The sequence below is a fragment of the Acidovorax cavernicola genome, from assembly GCF_003581445.1.
In genome coordinates this window covers 1-1,028 of sequence record NZ_QXMN01000257.1, presented here as the reverse complement: position 1 = coordinate 1,028, position 1,028 = coordinate 1, and the positions used below count along the sequence as shown (strand labels likewise).

Below are 1,028 nucleotides of genomic sequence, written 5' to 3'. Positions count from 1 at the left end.
TAAAAACACAGCACTCTGCAAACACGAAAGTGGACGTATAGGGTGTGACGCCTGCCCGGTGCTGGAAGATTAAATGATGGGGTGCAAGCTCTTGATTGAAGTCCCAGTAAACGGCGGCCGTAACTATAACGGTCCTAAGGTAGCGAAATTCCTTGTCGGGTAAGTTCCGACCTGCACGAATGGCGTAACGATGGCCACACTGTCTCCTCCTGAGACTCAGCGAAGTTGAAATGTTTGTGATGATGCAATCTCCCCGCGGAAAGACGGAAAGACCCCATGAACCTTTACTGTAGCTTTGTATTGGACTTTGAACAGATCTGTGTAGGATAGGTGGGAGGCTTTGAAGCAGGGTCGCTAGATCTTGTGGAGCCAACGTTGAAATACCACCCTGGTGTGTTTGAGGTTCTAACCTAGGTCCATTATCTGGATCGGGGACAGTGCATGGTAGGCAGTTTGACTGGGGCGGTCTCCTCCCAAAGCGTAACGGAGGAGTTCGAAGGTACGCTAGTTACGGTCGGACATCGTGACGATAGTGCAATGGCATAAGCGTGCTTAACTGCGAGACTGACAAGTCGAGCAGATGCGAAAGCAGGACATAGTGATCCGGTGGTTCTGTATGGAAGGGCCATCGCTCAACGGATAAAAGGTACTCTGGGGATAACAGGCTGATACCGCCCAAGAGTTCATATCGACGGCGGTGTTTGGCACCTCGATGTCGGCTCATCTCATCCTGGGGCTGTAGCCGGTCCCAAGGGTATGGCTGTTCGCCATTTAAAGAGGTACGTGAGCTGGGTTTAAAACGTCGTGAGACAGTTTGGTCCCTATCTTCCGTGGGCGCTGCAGATTTGAGGAAGCCTGCTCCTAGTACGAGAGGACCGGAGTGGACACACCTCTGGTGTATCGGTTGTCACGCCAGTGGCATTGCCGAGTAGCTAAGTGTGGAAGAGATAACCGCTGAAAGCATCTAAGCGGGAAACTCGTTTCAAGATGAGATCTGCCGGGGCCTTGAGCCCCCTGAAGAGTCGTTC

Annotated in this window: 1 rRNA gene; it reads left to right on the top strand. The window is 52.1% G+C overall.

Going from position 1 to position 1,028, the window contains the following annotated elements:
- Positions 1–1,028 (top strand): 23S ribosomal RNA (locus D3H34_RS32980); the annotation flags it as partial.